The sequence below is a fragment of the Paenibacillus polygoni genome, from assembly GCF_030263935.1.
GTDB lineage: Bacteria > Bacillota > Bacilli > Paenibacillales > Paenibacillaceae > Paenibacillus > Paenibacillus polygoni.
Genome location: NZ_CP127162.1, coordinates 2,696,709 through 2,713,508 on the forward strand (window position 1 = coordinate 2,696,709; position 16,800 = coordinate 2,713,508).

Below are 16,800 nucleotides of genomic sequence, written 5' to 3' on the forward strand. Positions count from 1 at the left end.
AAAGCTACCCAGGATGTAGGTAGCTTTGTTTTAAACCTAATTACACTATCGTTTTTCGATTATTCAATTAATTTTAGTGAACGAATTTATACAGATCAGAATAACGTTAGCGTGCGTCCCCCAGGAATTTCAACAGGCTGCTCGTCGAGCAGGATCCACACACTCTGAGCAGAAGGGTTAAAGACTAAATGTTGATCTGCTGAAAATCTAAGATTCTTGTATGCCTTTACATAATCAACGATCTCTATATTCGTGGCGTACCATATATCTTCTCGCCCGCCAATATAATCGCAAAACTGTTCTATGACATCCCAATTGTCTTTATCATCAAATTCGTAACTATGACCCCAAACATACATCAGGTTAATGTTCTTTGGAGGCAGTGACACAAACGTTTCGGCATGCTGCATCAAATTCTGATTGTGGTGGCAGGTAGCTTTCCACTCCAAAAAGTTTTCTGGAAGCTGATATCCGCCCGTTGTCTGCACCACCCTTGCATACTCAATTCCGAAAACAGGCAGCATTTCGATAATCTCCTGGCTATACGAACCATTAGGATAAGACATTCCTCTAACCGGATACCCAAATAGCCGTTCGAGATTCTTTCGATCATCCATGATTTCATAGAGAACTTGCTCCTTAGGACAGCGGGCAATCGAAGGATGAGTAACCGTATGTACCGATACTTCATGACCTTGATACACTTCGAGAGATTCTTCTTCACTCAGCCGGGCCCGGTACCTTGTATCGCCAAACATCCCTGAGTTAATATGAAAGGTTCCCTTGATTCCATTCTTGTTAAAGATCGAAGCCAGTCTCCTGTCAGACAGGACACCATCGTCATAACTCATCGTGAGTGCTTTCAGCTTACCTTCCGGATAACAGCTAAGAATTTTGGGCATAGGAATACAGCTCCTTTTTCATATGATGATGACCTACAAATTGTATCACACAAGCAGACTGTAAATTACATAATAAGGAAATATTTGATTGTCGTATAAAAAAAAGAGCGTAAATGATCGCTATCATCTCATTTAATGACAGCCAACATTCGCCCTTTTCTAATTTAAATCATGATCATAGCTCGTCGGATAACCTTACAGTGTTCCCATCAAAATGAATATGAAAAATGGTCCAACTCATAAAGATTTCGATATCTTTCATTTGCCATCAGCGTGTGATGACTTCCTCTCATTTTTACGAATCCATCCTCCATAAAAATGATCTCATCCATTTGCTCAAGTCCCGTTAGATGATGTGTAACCCATACAAGTGAGCGATCCTTCAGCACATCAAGTATAGTATCAATCAGTTTTTTCTCTGTGATCGGATCTAATCCCACAGTAGGTTCATCTAATAACACAATGGGACGATCTTGGAGCAATACACGCGCCAAAGCAATACGCTGCCTTTCCCCACCTGAGAAACGACTCCCTGCCTCATGCATAGAAGTATGAATGCCTTGCGGAAGACCACCGATAAGACGATCAAGTCCTACCATCTGAATCACTTGATGTATTTGCTCATCATCAGCGTCTGGACATGCCAGCCGTATATTACTCGCAACGGAAGTATCGAATAAATAAGGGGACTGATTGAGAAAAGAGAATAAGTTATTCTGTCCCCCATCTGCTGGAGCTCCATTGATTCGTATGCTGCCTTCAGAAGATAAGATCGACCCTTGGATCAGCTGAAGAAGTGTTGACTTGCCAGAACCGCTTCTCCCTAGAATTGCCACCTTTTTACCTTGAGGGATTTGTAAATTCACCTGACGAATTGCCCATTCTTCGGATCCAGGATACCTGAAACCAACCTCCTGCAATTCAAGCATAGCAGACTCTAGGTTATCAAAAGATGCTGCTTTATCCGCAGCCTCTCGACATTTCATTTCCTGAGCAACCATGTTAGCATCTTGTTCCATCTGCTTGATTCGCTCGATAGAACTACGATATTCCGGAAGCTCCATAATGGCATTACCCGTCCGAAGCAAGGTATCCATTAGCGGAAAGGCTACCAAGCCAAACGCAGCAATCCATACCACGTCTAGCTTTCCTTCTGCCGCAAAATTACCCGCCCATAAAGTCATACAAATGATAACCAGGCCAGATAGGCTATAAACTAACCAGTTCAGCCGCCAGTCATATCTTCTTAAATATTGATTAATACGCGTGGATGCAAGCTGTGTTTGCTTAAATTTCTCTATAAATCGGCCGCTCTGTCCGCTCATAATCCAGTCAGTCAATCCGAGTACCGCATCCGTAAGTTCCTGATAAGTACGACTGCGATGCTCTTTCCATTCCTGTCTTCGTCTTATGGTACTGAAGAGTGCGATACAAGGGATGATAAAAGCGAGAACACCTACAAAACATCCTAACCATAAAGCAAACTTCACATCATACATCCCAAGCGCAGTGATTCCAATACCAAAGAGCAAAACGGAAGAACATAAAGGCAGAAGTGCTCTCAAATATAAATTTTGTAGCCGCTCGATATCCTCTGCTAACAGCCCTAACACTCTACCCGTACTAATACTGCGCCGAACCGTCAGCACGTGGGGTTCGATCGTTTGATACATTCTTACTCGCATTTGTCCAAGCACTTTTAAAATCGTACTATGGCTCAGCAACCGTTCTGCATACTGGATAACACCTTTACCAAATCCAAAGGTTCGAACAAGTACAATGGGTACATAAATCATGAGTATATTTTCCGGACGCAGTGCTGCTTTTGATATTAGCGCGCCTGCGGTATACATCATAGCAGCGGCACAGCCAGCGGACAAAAAGGACAGCATAATGATAAGCAAAAACAACCAAGCATATTCCCTTACGTAGGAAGCAACCCAGGTTGGCTGCTCTTTGTTTTTTTGCATAAATCTCCGCATTTTATATGCTCACTTCTCCTTTTTCTGCTTCATCGCTCCAATTTGCCTTGGTCAGCCAGGCATTCGAAGTTCCGCAATCGGTAAGCTCGCCATGATTCATAAGCCATACATGCTCCATCTCTTTCATCCAATGAAGGCGGTGTGTAGCAAGTAGAAGATGTTTGTCTGCGAGCAGTTTTAGTATGGTTTGCTTTAGTTCCCACTCGGTTTCAATATCAAGGTGAGAGGTCGGTTCATCCAAAATAAGAATAGGTCTCTTGCTGAGCAGAGCTCTTCCTAAAGCAATCCGCTGCGCTTGCCCCCCGCTAATACTTCTGCCGCCTTCTCCAATCGGTTCATGAATACCTGAAGGCAGTGCATCAATAAGTGAACGAAGACCTACGACATCAATTATTTCTTCCGCTTGCTCTACAGTCGCATCTGGACAATAGAATCGCAAATTATCCAGAACAGATTCACTGAAAATATGGGGATGCTGCGGAATAAGAGCGACTTGCTGCTGCCACTGAATCCGTACATCTCCTTCAATCTTGATTCCATTTACATGAAATGCCCCTTCTGCGGGTTCGATTAATCCTGCAAGTAAGTGGAGCAAAGTCGTTTTTCCGGCACCGCTCATTCCGACCATGCCTAATTTAGCAGTCTGCGCTGAAAAATCCGCCGAAATGGTGTTCAATACCGAATGATCATTCTCTCCTTTTACAACGACATCTGATAATGTAATCGATAAACCGGAGGACAAATGAAATGGATCTCCATCAAGCGGCTGAACTAGTTCCTTACGGTCAGGTTCAAAATGCGAATTCGCATTCCTATCTTTCCTACTGGCAGCCTGCGCAGCTAACATGCCTTTTATCGATTGCCAGGCTTCACGGCCATCAAGCGAGGCGTGATAATCGGAACCGAGCATCCTTACAGGTAAAAACACCTCCGGAGTCAGCAAGAGCACAGTGAGCGCTGCTGTAAATCCCATTGATCCGCCAATAAGTCTGATTCCTAAGCTTACTGCAACCATCGCAATAGACAACATACTAAAGAAATCAAGAGCAAATGATGATAGAAAAGCAACTCGCAATGTTTTCATCGTCGCTTTTCGGTAATGGTCACTCACCAAGCGAATCGTTTTGCCGTGTTCTTTACTTCGTCCTAAAAACTTTAAGGTCTTAAGACCGCGTAGCGCATCGGTATAGTGATGAGACAACATCTGATAAGATGTCCATTGCCGCTCAGCCTGTGTTTTTGCAGCAAGACCAAGCAGGATGAAAAATATAATAAGAAGAGGTAAGGTAACCGTGAGGATCCCACCTGATATTAGATCAAGCTTCATGGTCCATCCCCAGAGTACGAGTGTTAAAACCATCATATCTACAAATCTAGGAATTGCTAGCTCCAGATAAGTACGAACCTTGTCTACCCCTTCCATGACGAGCGTAATCTTCTCCGCACTGCTGCCAGAAGTATGGCATAGATTACGTTGCCCGAATATGCTCTCAATCAGCTGCTCCCTCATTCTCTCTGTTGCTTCCTCCGCAAACCGCCCAGATACTTTTCGCTGTATCCAGACGATGGTATATCTAGCAATGAGACATACAAAAAATAGAGTGAGTGGTTTATAAGCCATTTCTAGTGGATGTTCTTGAAATAACATGCTGATTCCTTGAGCAAGAAATAGAGCCTGACCTATAATAGCTGCACCAAGGAGCAGAGAAATCAGTCCGAGAACCGTCAGATGAATTTTAATCCCTCGTAAAGTGAACCATGATCTGTCCATTAGTGATCCAGGAGCTCCTTCTCCGATACTCTTTTACGGAATACATAATAGCTCCAGCACTGATAACCGAGTACGAACGGAAGAAAAATGGCGGCCACAATTGTCATTGACTTCAAAGTATACGGACTTGATACAGCATTATAGATGGTCAGGTCGTAGGCACTGCCAAGTGAACTCACCATAACACGTGGAAACAGTCCAATAAATAAAGTAGCAAAAGTTAATACAACAAGCAGACTTGTCGCAATAAAGCTTAACTTTTCTTGTTTTTTACGTAAGAACAGTGCTGCCAGTACAAACACGACAATTCCTAAAATAATAGCCGCGATTAACCATCCACCGCGCTTTGAAAAGAGATCCGTTTCACGGGAAGTAAGGAATGCTAGTCCCGCAAGGAAAAATGCCGTAATCGGCAGCGTAACGAGGGCGTATTTGTTCGAACGTTCTCTCAAATTTCCTTCTGTACGCAGTGAAATGAAAACAAATCCGTGGAGCAGACACAAGGTTAGCACGGCAACGCCTGCCCATACGGTATACAGGTTTATCAGATTTCTTCCTTCTACAGCAATGTTCATATCACTGCCAATAGGAACTCCTTGTACAATCCCAGCGAAAATAATCCCTATCAGAAGTGGAGTAGAACAGCTGCCGATGATAATACAGATATCCCACAGCTTCCGCCAAACAAGTCCGCTCATTTGATTGCGGAATTCAAAAGCTACCCCCCGCAAAATCAGTCCAAGCAGAATGAATGTAAAGAGTAAATAATAACCGCTAAGCAGAGTTGAATACCAATGAGGAAATGCGGCAAACATTGCTCCAATCGCTGTAATCAACCATACTTCGTTCGCATCCCAGAATGGCCCAATCGTTCGAATCAGCATTCTTTTCTCGGAATCGCTGCGCGGTAAAATGCCGAGGGACATGCCCACTCCAAAATCAAAACCTTCAAGAAAGAAAAAACCAACAAATAGAACGGAAATGAGTAAAAACCATAAATCATTCAGTGACATGACGATCTCTCCCTTGATGTGTATATGGATCCTCTATCGTCGGTAATGCATTGTCATTGTGATATGGGCCCTTACGAGCTTCACGCACAAACAGGAATGCTAAAACACCTAGTAAAATAAGGTACAGACTCGTAAAGGAAATCACAGAAAACAGAACCTGGTTACTAGTCACAGAAGTAGATACAGAGTCTTCAATCGTAAGCAGTCCAAAGACGGTCCATGGCTGACGACCGATCTCTGTCATAATCCATCCAGCCGTATTACCAATAAACGGAAGCGCGATTGCCCAAAGCATTATTTTTAAATACCAAGGTCGTGCCTGATCCAGTCTTTTGCGCATAGCCAGGTAGATTCCGTAGAACGCAAGCAGGATCATAGCACAGCCGCTTGCAATCATGATTCGAAAACTCCAAAAAGTGGTTCGGACTGGAGGAATGTAATCACCAGGCCCGTAAGCCATCTCATATTCTGCCTGTAATTCATTCATTCCAGTAACTGCGCCGGAAAATTTACTATATGATAAGTAGCTGAGAATATATGGGATTTTAATTTCAAATGTATTCTCTTGATTCTCTGGATCGATAACGGCAAATACTGTCCAAGGAGCAGGATCTTCACTCGTATTCCAAAGTCCTTCACTTGCCGCCATCTTCATAGGCTGTGTCTCAACAAGATACTGGGCTTGTCCATGACCAAACAGCGCAACGCACATTGAGGAAATACCTGCCACAATTACAGCTGTAGTAAAGGAAGATTTGAAAAATTCCATGTCTTTTTTTCGAAGCATTTTAAATGCACTAATTCCCGCTACAAGAAAACCGCCTGTTGCAAAAGCAGCAAATATAGTATGCGGGAATTCCCATAATACCTGTCCGTTGGTGATGACTGCCCAAAAATCAGTCATTTGCGCTCTTCCGTCTACCACTTCATATCCGACAGGACGCTGCATAAAGGAATTAGCAGTCAAAATCCAGAATCCGGAGAGCATAGTACCAATCGATACGAGCCATATACACATTAAATGCAGTTTTTTAGGTAACTTATTCCAACCAAATATCCATAGTCCAATAAATGTAGACTCTAGGAAGAAAGCGAGTAAAGCTTCAATCGCAAGCGGTGTACCAAATACATCGCCGACAAAGCGTGAAAACTCCGACCAGTTCATTCCAAATTGGAATTCCTGCAGAATGCCGGTCACCACTCCAAGTGCGAAGTTGATCAAAAGAAAGTGTCCCCAAAACTTCGCCATTTTTTTGTACAATTCTTTTTTTCGTACAACATACATGGTTTCCATAATGGCAATCAGTAAGGATAAACCAATGGATATCGGTACAAATACAAAGTGCAGAATTGTCGTTGTAGCAAACTGAATTCTTGCTAAATCAAGCACATCCATGATGTACTGCTCCCTTCGCGTATGATATAACTAAACCATTATACCCAGGAGTTTAGAATCATACATGGCTCATAAGGGGGATGAAAATTGACAAATCGCCGACAACAAATTGACAACTTTGTGAAAAAAATAACTTATATCCCGTCCTTGTGACATTCATCATATTCTTATATGAAACAAGTACAAATTGGAAGTCCTATACCACTAAAATTCAGTTCGACTTTTTATCATTTTCAGCAAATATCAAATAATTCCTTGCTCCATAGCGTACCGAGTCAATTGAACTCTGTTATGAACCTGAAGCTTTTGCAATATATTTTTAAGATGATTCTTCACTGTGTATTCTGAAATTTCATATCTTAAAGCAATCTCTTTATTCGTCAGACCTCTAGCCACCTCATATAAGATATCCTGCTCTCTTGAGGTAAGCTGATTCACTGTTAACATTTCCTTTCTTTTCGAAATTTGCACTTCTTTCAAAATTTCATAAGCCAGTTCTCTACTCAGAGATGCTTCTTCATTCAGTAAGCAGTCTAAATATTTCAGCCAAGTGGATTGATTTAGATTCTTAAACAAATAACCTTGAGCCCCGTATTTAAGAGCTTCAAGCAGGTTAAGCATATCATCAGATACAGTAACCAATACGATCTTGACGAAGGGATAGCGTTCTTTAATGTGTTTCGTGGCTTCAAACCCATTCATTTCGGGCATTTCAATATCCATAAGAATCAGATCTGGAAGCCTTTGCTCCACAAATTCTATGGCTTGTAAACCGCTCTCTACTACACCGATGACTTCATATCTCTGCTCTGATTCTAGTATCTTACATATTGTATTTCTTGCCTGTGCGTGGTCATCAACCACCAGAACTTGGGTTTTCATGGAGTCCATTAATGAGTCCCTCTTTTTCTATCTTTGTTTTAAAATCATGCTGTCATTCTCAGTCTCGCATAAAAGGCTGCCGTTGTACCGGCAGCCTTTTATCATTGTGCTAAGTATGAACTTATTCGTCAAGAAGAAAAAGCCGCCAACAGCGACTTTTCAGCATCCTATTTCTTAAGCTCACGACTGAAATCAAACATAACATTGACGATGGTTGATAAAACTTTCTTCATGTCCTCAGGAGACAAACATCCCATCTTTTCCTTTAGATTAGATATAGGTATCGTATTCATTGTATTTAACATAACGACAGCACGATCCGCTCCTATTGCTTGACCATCCACTTCTACCTCGAGAATATGATTAGATTTTCCACGCAAAAATTGAACTGTTACGATCTCCGGTCCTTCCTCATCTTCCGTTTCCTCACGTGTCACAATTAACTGAGTTACTATGTAATCACGTGTATGCGAAAGTCCTGACCAAATTTCTCCCCGTTTCATCTTTGACATATTGATCCCTCTCTATGATGACTTTTACTTACTCATTAATTTACGTAGGAGGGAAGCATTTGTACAGTAAATTAATACCGACATTTTGCATACTCTTTTCACTTCGAGCAGATAAATATTGTTTAATTCTTGTTAAAAGAAACACTTTGATCTTCTCACCTTAATATTCCAGGTTCATTTTGATTGCACAGACTTCGTGCAGCAGCGTCTTACTCGCCCCGAACAACTCGGAAACCTTGATCTGCTCCAAATCCATTCGGATCAAATTTCCCTTGAAAAGATATCTCATTGCTGTTAATATCACCTATCCAACCGCCGCCTTTCACGATACGGAAAGAGTTGCTATTTTCCTGGTCCTCATACCAGTCCCAACACCATTCTCTTACATTACCTGACATATCATAAATTCCTAGTTCGTTAGGCTCCTTAAGCCCTACGTTTTTCGCCTTTGTTCCGTTATTTTCGATCGCAGGCCAATTCCAATCACCTGATAAGTATTTTTCTCCCGCGTTTCTCCAGTACCACGCCACTTCATCTGCTTGATCACTGCCGCTGTATGTGTATCCTTTGCTCATTTGTCCTCCGCTTGCGGCGTATTCCCACTCCGCCTCAGTTGGCAGTCTATAACCGTTAGCTCCCTCATTCACCGTAACAGTCCATTTTATGGGATCATTCTCATTCTTATTGTTCGGATCTTTTTTGCTCTTATCTATATTATAAAATGGTTTCAAACCCTCTTTTTCACTTCTTGTATTACAATACTCAATCGCATCATACCAACTTACCATTTCGACGGGTAATTGTTTCCCTCTAAAACTAGAAGGATTACTTTCCATTACATCTACCCACTCTTTTTGGGTCACTTCATATTTACTCATATAAAAGTTTGGAATGGTTACTTCCTTGTCATAATAACTGGAGTTTTCATTAACAAATGACCCGCCTTCCACGAGTACGAAGTTATCTTCTTTTGCTGACTTTTGTTGTGAACAAGCACTAATTAGAACGAGTAATAATGATAAAAAGAAAATAGATCGCTTTTTCATTCATTTGTCTCCTTTTACGTATAGAAAAAAGTTATAGGCCGCTAAGGGCCTATAACTTGTCTCCGGCAAAGCCGAAAGACTTCTTTTTTTAAAGAGTGAACTGCAAAACACTCCTTAGTACCTTTGATCAAAGTGTTACCATACGGTTACATTCGAGCTGCCGCTGCTTTGGTAACCCTCTGTCGCTAATACTTGATAAGACCAACTGCTTCCGAGGTTCATCCCAACATTCTTCCATGCGTTAACATGGTTGCCAAACGTGATGGACGCGTTAACTCCGGTTGGTCTTTTGGATTGACGAACACTCCAGTACTGTGTAAATGTTTGTGTTCCGTCTATGGAAGGTGCATTGTACCTTGTTGTTGTGTAAATATCGTAAGTACCTCCATCACTAGTCACGGTCCCTTTAAAAGTTCCCGTCGGTCTATATGTGCCCCAGCTATCAACGACATAGTACTCAATCAATGAGTTCCTAGTCCATCCATAGAGGGTTAAGTATCCGTTACCTGAAGGAGCAAAGACCCCCGCATTATAATTTACAGTACGGGTCGGTGATCCCGTCGTCCAGCCTTTACCGACAACAAAATTGCCAGTATTACTCCAGTTGACACTGTAATTCCCGCCAGAGCCATTGACCGCATTCACGGTTCCGCCGCCATCTGTCCAATTTTGCCAATAATCGGTTGCTGCACTCGAGGTTGCTGCAAAAATTCCTAAACTCATGGACACTGCAAGGATTACGGCTCCAACTTTTTTCTTCATTTTAAACATAAACTACCTCCTGACCTATTTTTGATTCATTCTCGCGTTACAACATACAGCAGTTTCTTGGTTGTTTTTGTTCCCGTAGCAACAAACCTATTTCTGCCTGTGCATCATTCTTGAACCGGTATAACCACCTCCTTTACGGAAAGATTATAAATTGAAAGCGCATACAAAACTATTATGTAATTTAAAGGTTTTACTTCACTTTTCACAGGTAAATCGGTTCCAACAGAAAAAAACCGTCCTTATTAGGACGGTTTTAATGATTTATTTTATGGAAGTAAATAAATAATTACTTGATTACTACATAATCCAGGTTAACGAGTTTAGCGTAAGTTACAATTTGATCTGTTGTTAAGTTTAGAGATACAACGGTATGGTGGCCGCCGCCATTTTCGATCCAAGCTTTAACCCCGTCTTGGAAGTTTGGTTTCACGTTCCAAAGTACGCGAGCTACCGGAAGTTTTGGAGCTGGTGTTGTTGGTTCAAAAGCAGTAACTTCGTTGATCAAAAGCTTGTAGTGTGTTCCGAAGTCAGCCATAGATACGACAACTCCGTCTCCTTGTTTTCCATCGAACACCAAACGAGCTGGATCTTCTTTATCGCCAATACCTAGCGGTGAAACGACAACTTTAGGTTTGCTACTAGCGAGTGTTGGATCCACTTCAAGCATGTGAGATTGTAGGATAGACTCTTGACCAGCTGTAAGTTCATAAGTGTAATCTTCCATAAAGCCAGTAGACTTATTATGGCTCATGACTTTGAGCAAACGATCCAGTGCTGCTGTCTTCCAGTCGCCTTCTCCAGCAAAACCATATCCTTGTGCCATCAAACGTTGGACAGCAAGTCCTGGAAGTTGTTTCATTCCATGTAAATCTTCAAAGTTTGTTGTGAAAGCATTGTAGCCGCCTTGATCCAAGAAACGTTTGATCGCGATTTCATAGCTGATTTGTACTTTTACACTTGCTTCCCAATCTTCTTTACTGTAAGAGCCGTATTCAAAATCATACAATTCTGCATATTCAGCAAACAGATCATTAATTTCTTCTTCTGTAACTTCATTGATCACCTGAACAAGATCACCGATACCAAAGTAATCAACCGTCCAGCCAAATTGAATCTGTGCTTCAACCTTATCTCCTTCAGTTACCCCTACATTACGCATGTTGTCGCCAAAACGAGCAACTTTGATATGGAAGCTTTCATTATAAGCAACTGCTACGTCCATCCATTCTGCAATTTGTTTTTGCACTTCAGGACGTTCCCAGTAGCCAACAACAATTTTGTTTTGTTTGTTCAAACGCGCATTAATAAATCCGTATTCTCTGTCACCATGAGCAGCTTGGTTGAGGTTCATAAAATCCATGTCAATAGTCGCCCAAGGAATGCTTTCGTTATACTGAGTTGCCAAGTGAAGCAGAGGTTTTTGAAGCAGCTTTGTGCCGCGAATCCACATTTTTGCTGGTGAGAAGGTATGCATCCAAGTAATTACACCCGCAACTTCATCACGATAGTTGACTTCTTTCATAATGCTTGTAATCTTATCTGCACTTACGGCTAGATCTTGTAATACGAGCGGGTAAGGAAGAACACCGCTATTATTTAATGCGTCTGTCATTTCTTGCGCATGCGCTTTTACTTCTGCTAATGCTTCTTCTCCGTATAGATGCTGGGAACCAACAACAAACCAAAATTGTTTTGTGCTAACTGTTGTCATATGAATCCTCTTTTCTAATATTTATAGTAAAATCAATTTCAAGTTAATAAAACGATGTCTAATTCGTTAACTTACTTTTGTCCGTAGTAAGCGTTTTTTCCGTGCTTGCGTAAGTAATGTTTATCTAGAATGCGCTGCGGTAATTCCTCAGCAAAATGATTTAAATTTCTAGCAAATAAGTTCATTTTCGAAACTTCTTCCAGCACAACACTATTCATTACTGCGGTTTTTGCATCTTTTCCCCAAGTAAATGGTCCGTGACCTTTAAGCAAGACACCAGGAACTTCCATAATATCGATACCGCGATTCTTAAAAGTCTCGATGATGACATGACCTGTTTCCGCTTCATAACCGCGGTCAACTTCCTCTTGTGTCAAGAAGCGTGCACAAGGAATAGAACCATAAAATGTGTCTGCATGTGTAGTTCCCATGACCGGAACATCAAGTCCCGCTTGAGCCCAGATCGTTGCCCACGGTGAGTGCGTATGAACAATACCGCCGATTTCTGGATAATGTTTATACAGCACTGCGTGAGTTGGCGTATCTGAAGATGGTCTAAATTCACCTTCTACCACGTTTCCGTCAAAATCAACTACGACCATATCACTAGCTTTCATCGTTTCATAGTCAACACCGCTTGGCTTAATAACAAACAAACCGCTTTCACGATCGACAGCACTTACATTACCCCATGTATATTTAATAAGTCCTTGTTTAGGCAGTTCGAGATTGGCTTGAAACACTTCTTCTTTTAGTTGTTCTAACACCGAATTCCCACCCCTTTTATACTAAGTTGTCAACAGCAGCCTGCTCAATCGCGAGACCTTTTTTGTACCGTTCAATAAAGTTTTCAAAACCTTTGACATCTACTTCATCCGGATGAACTTCCTCGGCCACAACATCTTTAAAGACTTTTTGGTCTAGGAAATCTTCTAAACTTTCGTCTGCGTCTTTATTCATCAAGTAAGAGGCAAGAACGGCCATTCCCCATGCCCCGCCCTCTCCAGCTGTGCTTGTCACAGATACAGGAACATTCAGTGCTGCTGCAACCATCTTCTGTCCAACGAGAGGCGTTTTAAACAGTCCGCCATGAGCTAAAATGCTGTCGATTTCTACATTTTCTTTCTTCGTCAGAATGTCCATTCCGATCTTAAGGGCTCCAAATGCAGTGAAAAGATGGGTTCTCATAAAATTAGCTAAATTAAAGTTGCTTTCAGGTGTGCGGACAAAGAGAGGTCGCCCCTGCTCCAAACCAGTAATATTCTCACCTGAGAAATAACCGTAGCTGAGAAGTCCGCCGCCATCTGGGTCTGCTTCGAGTGCCTTATTGAACATGACACTGAATAGTTTTTCTGTATCCGCTTTATACCCCATCGCTTGAGAAAATTCGCGGAACAGCCCCATCCAAGCATTAATATCACTAGAACAGTTGTTGGCATGTACCATTCCCACAGGACTGCCATTTGGAGTGGTTACCATATCAATTTCCGGATGTAATTCGGAAAGATCATTTTCTAATACAATCATCGCAAACACGGAAGTTCCTACGGAGACATTCCCGGTGCGTTTTCTGACACTATTGGTAGCAACCATTCCTGTACCCGCATCACCTTCAGCAGGACAAAGTGGAATACCTGGTTGTAAATTTTCTGATTTATCAAGGATTTTGGCTCCAGCTGCCGTTAATTTACCAGCTTCTTCACCTGAGACATATACTTTCGGCAGAAGATCTTGCAGCTTCCAAGGATAACCTTTGGCTGAAGTAAGTTGATCGAATTGTCTCATCATCGATTCGTTGTAATCTTTTGTTGATTCATCAATAGGGAAAATACCTGAGGCATCACCGATGCCGATTGTTTTATGATCTGTAAGTAAAAAGTGAATGAATCCAGCCAGCGTAGTGATAAAACGAATACGAGGCACATGTTCTTCTTCATTAAGAATAGCTTGATATAAATGAGCAATACTCCAGCGTTCCGGAATGTTGAATTGAAACAGATCCGTTAACTCTTTTGCTGCGGCACCGGTTGTCGCATTACGCCACGTTCGAAACGGAACAAGCAGCTGATTATTTTCATCAAATGCCATATAACCGTGCATCATTGCGGAAAATCCTATGGAACCAATCGTTTGTAGTGTTACTTCATATTTCTTCTCAACTTCCTGCTTCATTTCGCTATAGGCTGTTTGCAGCCCGCTAATGATATCCTCTAAGTTGTACGTCCAAAATCCATCGACTAACTTGTTCTCCCACTCATAACTCCCCGAAGCAATCGTTTCAAAGTTATTCGCAATGAGGACTGCTTTGATGCGTGTAGATCCAAATTCGATACCAAGTGAAGTTTCTCCCTTAGTAATTGCTTGTTTGATATTTAGCTGGCTCATTCTTACGGTTGTCCCCTCTCAGATAGCACTTTTAAAAACCTTTTGATCGAAAGAAGGCGCTTTCCTTTTGACAGATTCAGTATATTTTTTGTTCGTACATTTGTCAACAATATTTAAAATATATACATACAAATTAATAATGATTGTTCCTTTTTATTGGAATTTATGTATAGATAAAGATATGATGTGACATAAAGCTGCTTAGCGAATATAATTATTTTGAACTTTGTACATAAATAAGATAAAATAATTGTTTTGATTAGATATAAATGAAATTTGTACTTACAACTATTTTATATAAATTGAATGTATTAACTAACAACGATGAAAGAAGTGAACTCCAGTGAAACCAAAGTATCAATTTATCATTGACGATATAAAAAGTAATATTCTTTCAGGCGTTTATAACGTCGGGGAACAGATTCCTACGGAGTCTGCATTACAAGAACAGTACCAAGTCAGCCGGCAGACCGTACGAAAAGCGATTTTAGAACTCTCCAACGAGGGTTTTCTCAGAAGTGAAAAAGGTTCCGGTACTTATGTCAGTAACCAGTACCGATCTAAATCGAATGGAAATTCAAATAATAAAATCATCGGCGTCATTACGACTTATATTTCTGATTACATTTTCCCCTCCATAATCCGGGGTATTGAAGGCAGGCTTAATGAGGATAATTACTCATTGCTATTAGCAAGTACAAATAATGATGTCGCACAAGAGAAAAAGGCACTAGAAATGATGCTTTCTTATGGTGTAGATGGTTTAATTGTGGAACCTACAAAAAGTAACTTATACAATCCCAATATTGCTTACTACCTAACATTCAAAGAACAAGATGTTCCTTTCATTATGATCAATGCTTATTATGAAGAGCTTGAAGTCCCTTTCTTTTGTCTTGATGACGTACAATCCAGCTATCTAGCAACAAAAGAATTGATCTCAAAAGGACATCAAAAGATTGGAATTATCTCGAAAATGGATGACCTGCAAGGTAAATATCGAATGAAGGGGTATATTAAAGCGCTGGGTGAAGCTAAATTACGGTTCCAACCGGAGCAAGTGCTCTCATTTGATACGGAGTCAAAACAGAATTTATCTGTTAACATAAAGAATTTTCTAATTGAAAATAGAGATGTGCTGACAGCGATTGTTTGTTATAACGATGAGGTAGGGCTCGAAGTCGTAAATGTGTGCAGACAACTCGATATTTCGATACCGAATGAATTATCTATTATCGGTCAAGACAATTCTTATATCGCAAAAAATGCAAACATTAAACTAACAACGCTGACACACCCGCAAGAACAAATGGGACGAGATGCGGCAGATTGGGTCATCAAGAAATTACAAGGTAAAAAAGATCTACCTGCGACCACTTATTATCAGCCGGTATTAATAGAAGGTGAGACTGTGGTGGAGAAATAATATTCCACTACCTAGTTGATGATTGAAAAATACGTGTAAACTGAATTTAATACCAAAATGCTCAGTCTAGATCGACTGGGCTTTTTGGTTTATATTTTCTAAAAACTTCTGTGCTGCACGTGATAAGGGGACATTTTTCAGATAGCATATCCCGATATTTCTTCTTGGGACTTCTTCTTCTAGTATGATCTCGTGTAAGTCTCCTCTTTCGAGATAGTCCATTGAAAACTCTTTAATGACGCAGGAAATGCCTAAATTAATTTTAGTGAACTCTAATACTAAATCATGTGATCCAAGTTCAAAGACGGGAGAAAGATGATGTCCTCTCTTTTTCAAAAAGTCTTCTACGTACATTCTTGAATTCGACTTCTTCTCTAGAAAAATAAGGGGCATCTCCATTAAATCGTCTAAGCTAATCGGTTTTGAAATCAGATCTTTGTACTTCTCTCCACACACAAAAATATCTTGAATTTCCTTACAAGGAATGACCTCTAGATGTTCTCCTTGAATGGGCAAATTACAGATGCCAAGATCCGCTTTACCCGTTTTTATAAACTCACAGATTTCCATTGTTGTTCCATTAATAATATTTAATTTGATGCCCGGGAATTCTTTGTGGAACTTCTCTAAATAAGGCAGTAAATAATAACGAGAGATGGTATCCCCTACTCCGATTCGCAGCTGCCCCGTCTTTAAAGACTTGAACTCCAGCATCTTATCTTCAGCAGCATGAATAATCCCTAGTGCAGAATTAATATGTTCATTTAATAATTTACCTTCTGTTGTTAGAACCACGCCTTTTGACGTTCGATAGAAAAGTGCAATTTCTAACTCCTTCTCAAGTTTTGTAATTGCCTGGCTTACTGCAGATTGGGTCAAAAACAGTTCTTCTGCCGCTTTAGAAAAGCTTTTGTGCTGGCTGACGACATTAAATACGCGATATAAATCTAATTTTCCGATCATATTAATTCTCCTTATATCAAACATTACAAATATTAATTTT

Annotated in this window: 14 protein-coding genes; 1 reads left to right on the plus strand and 13 read right to left on the minus strand. The window is 40.8% G+C overall.

Features of this window, described 5'->3' with window-relative positions; all coding sequences use genetic code 11:
- Positions 1-95: 95 nt before the first annotated feature.
- The 12 genes from QPK24_RS13070 to QPK24_RS13125 all read right to left on the minus strand — a co-directional run bounded on the left by QPK24_RS13070 (position 96) and on the right by QPK24_RS13125 (position 14,371).
- Complete coding sequence (locus tag QPK24_RS13070) at positions 96-902, minus strand: polysaccharide deacetylase family protein (RefSeq protein ID WP_285741696.1); 807 nt, start codon at positions 900-902, stop codon at positions 96-98.
- Between the two features lie 209 nt (positions 903-1,111).
- Positions 1,112-2,872: a thiol reductant ABC exporter subunit CydC gene (gene cydC, locus QPK24_RS13075; RefSeq protein ID WP_285741698.1), complete on the minus strand. Its 1,761-nt coding sequence runs from the start codon at positions 2,870-2,872 to the stop codon at positions 1,112-1,114.
- A 13-nt stretch (positions 2,873-2,885) separates the two neighbouring features.
- Positions 2,886-4,655: a thiol reductant ABC exporter subunit CydD gene (cydD, locus tag QPK24_RS13080; RefSeq protein WP_285741700.1), complete on the minus strand. Its 1,770-nt coding sequence runs from the start codon at positions 4,653-4,655 to the stop codon at positions 2,886-2,888.
- Positions 4,655-5,668: a cytochrome d ubiquinol oxidase subunit II gene (cydB, locus tag QPK24_RS13085; protein ID WP_285741702.1), complete on the minus strand. Its 1,014-nt coding sequence runs from the start codon at positions 5,666-5,668 to the stop codon at positions 4,655-4,657. The genes cydD and cydB overlap by 1 nt, the downstream gene beginning before the upstream one ends.
- Positions 5,655-7,064 carry a cytochrome ubiquinol oxidase subunit I gene (locus QPK24_RS13090; RefSeq protein ID WP_285741705.1) on the minus strand — a complete coding sequence of 470 codons (1,410 nt, stop codon included), beginning with the start codon at positions 7,062-7,064 and terminating at the stop codon, positions 5,655-5,657. The genes cydB and QPK24_RS13090 overlap by 14 nt, the downstream gene beginning before the upstream one ends.
- A gap of 243 nt (positions 7,065-7,307) precedes the next feature.
- On the minus strand, positions 7,308-7,946 hold the full coding sequence (locus tag QPK24_RS13095) for a response regulator (RefSeq protein WP_285749300.1): 639 nt from the start codon (positions 7,944-7,946) through the stop codon (positions 7,308-7,310).
- 167 nt (positions 7,947-8,113) lie between these two features.
- Complete coding sequence (locus QPK24_RS13100; protein ID WP_285741707.1) at positions 8,114-8,458, minus strand: type II toxin-antitoxin system PemK/MazF family toxin; 345 nt, start codon at positions 8,456-8,458, stop codon at positions 8,114-8,116.
- A gap of 209 nt (positions 8,459-8,667) precedes the next feature.
- Positions 8,668-9,504 carry a formylglycine-generating enzyme family protein gene (locus QPK24_RS13105; RefSeq protein ID WP_285741709.1) on the minus strand — a complete coding sequence of 279 codons (837 nt, stop codon included), beginning with the start codon at positions 9,502-9,504 and terminating at the stop codon, positions 8,668-8,670.
- A gap of 135 nt (positions 9,505-9,639) precedes the next feature.
- A complete protein-coding gene (locus QPK24_RS13110) occupies positions 9,640-10,275 on the minus strand; it encodes a glycoside hydrolase family 11 protein (RefSeq protein ID WP_160031541.1) in 636 nt (211 codons plus the stop codon).
- 286 nt (positions 10,276-10,561) lie between these two features.
- Entirely contained in the window at positions 10,562-11,986 is a 1,425-nt protein-coding gene (araA, locus tag QPK24_RS13115; protein WP_285741713.1) for an L-arabinose isomerase, read from the minus strand.
- A gap of 71 nt (positions 11,987-12,057) precedes the next feature.
- A complete protein-coding gene (locus QPK24_RS13120) occupies positions 12,058-12,753 on the minus strand; it encodes an L-ribulose-5-phosphate 4-epimerase (protein ID WP_285741715.1) in 696 nt (231 codons plus the stop codon).
- Between the two features lie 16 nt (positions 12,754-12,769).
- Complete coding sequence (locus QPK24_RS13125) at positions 12,770-14,371, minus strand: xylulokinase (RefSeq protein ID WP_285741717.1); 1,602 nt, start codon at positions 14,369-14,371, stop codon at positions 12,770-12,772.
- Positions 14,372-14,714: 343 nt separating this feature from the next.
- On the opposite strand from QPK24_RS13125, the gene QPK24_RS13130 reads away from it, so the two are divergent.
- Complete coding sequence (locus QPK24_RS13130; protein ID WP_285741719.1) at positions 14,715-15,797, plus strand: GntR family transcriptional regulator; 1,083 nt, start codon at positions 14,715-14,717, stop codon at positions 15,795-15,797.
- Between the two features lie 66 nt (positions 15,798-15,863).
- On the opposite strand, the gene QPK24_RS13135 is transcribed toward QPK24_RS13130, so the two are convergent.
- The gene (locus tag QPK24_RS13135; protein ID WP_285741721.1) at positions 15,864-16,760 is read right to left on the minus strand and encodes a LysR family transcriptional regulator; all 897 of its coding nucleotides are present in this window, start codon (positions 16,758-16,760) and stop codon (positions 15,864-15,866) included.
- Positions 16,761-16,800: the final 40 nt, after the last annotated feature.

Excerpts from the sequence above, each read along its gene's own strand:
- QPK24_RS13105 (WP_285741709.1), bottom strand. The coding sequence starts at position 9,504 with ATGAAAAAGCGATCTATTTTCTTTTTATCATTATTACTCGTTCTAATT.
- araA (WP_285741713.1), bottom strand. The coding sequence starts at position 11,986 with ATGACAACAGTTAGCACAAAACAATTTTGGTTTGTTGTTGGTTCCCAG.
- QPK24_RS13100 (WP_285741707.1), bottom strand. The coding sequence starts at position 8,458 with ATGTCAAAGATGAAACGGGGAGAAATTTGGTCAGGACTTTCGCATACA.
- cydD (WP_285741700.1), bottom strand. The coding sequence starts at position 4,655 with ATGGACAGATCATGGTTCACTTTACGAGGGATTAAAATTCATCTGACG.
- cydC (WP_285741698.1), bottom strand. The coding sequence starts at position 2,872 with ATGCAAAAAAACAAAGAGCAGCCAACCTGGGTTGCTTCCTACGTAAGG.
- QPK24_RS13125 (WP_285741717.1), bottom strand. The coding sequence starts at position 14,371 with ATGAGCCAGCTAAATATCAAACAAGCAATTACTAAGGGAGAAACTTCA.
- QPK24_RS13095 (WP_285749300.1), bottom strand. The coding sequence starts at position 7,946 with ATGAAAACCCAAGTTCTGGTGGTTGATGACCACGCACAGGCAAGAAAT.
- cydB (WP_285741702.1), bottom strand. The coding sequence starts at position 5,668 with ATGTCACTGAATGATTTATGGTTTTTACTCATTTCCGTTCTATTTGTT.
- QPK24_RS13135 (WP_285741721.1), bottom strand. The coding sequence starts at position 16,760 with ATGATCGGAAAATTAGATTTATATCGCGTATTTAATGTCGTCAGCCAG.
- QPK24_RS13090 (WP_285741705.1), bottom strand. The coding sequence starts at position 7,064 with ATGGATGTGCTTGATTTAGCAAGAATTCAGTTTGCTACAACGACAATT.
- QPK24_RS13110 (WP_160031541.1), bottom strand. The coding sequence starts at position 10,275 with ATGTTTAAAATGAAGAAAAAAGTTGGAGCCGTAATCCTTGCAGTGTCC.
- QPK24_RS13070 (WP_285741696.1), bottom strand. The coding sequence starts at position 902 with ATGCCCAAAATTCTTAGCTGTTATCCGGAAGGTAAGCTGAAAGCACTC.